Consider the following 269-nt stretch of genomic DNA (forward strand, 5'->3'; position numbering starts at 1 on the left):
TATGACGACAGCGTGCGGCGCGTACGCCTGATCGCCGGTGAGATGCTCGTCGAGGTGCCGCGCGAGCATGCCAGGCGGCCGTTCATCGTGGATACCGCCGAAGCGGAAATCGCCCTGCTCGGCAGCCGCTTTCTGGTGCGTCAGTACCCCAACAACACCTATCTCGCCGCGCTGCAGGGCGCTGTCGAAGTGCGTCCGCGGCTGTCACGAGGCGATGACGGCCTGCTGCGTCTGGCGGCCGGCCAGCAGACCTACGTCAACGCCTACAC

The 269-nt window shown here is 66.9% G+C and carries 1 protein-coding gene; it reads left to right on the forward strand.

What is annotated here, in order from left to right:
- A partial coding sequence (locus AC0IYH_RS31770; protein ID WP_471838250.1) for a FecR domain-containing protein occupies nucleotides 1–269 on the forward strand: 269 nt, incomplete at both ends.

The sequence above is a fragment of the Pseudomonas sp. AC463 genome (assembly GCF_979253585.1).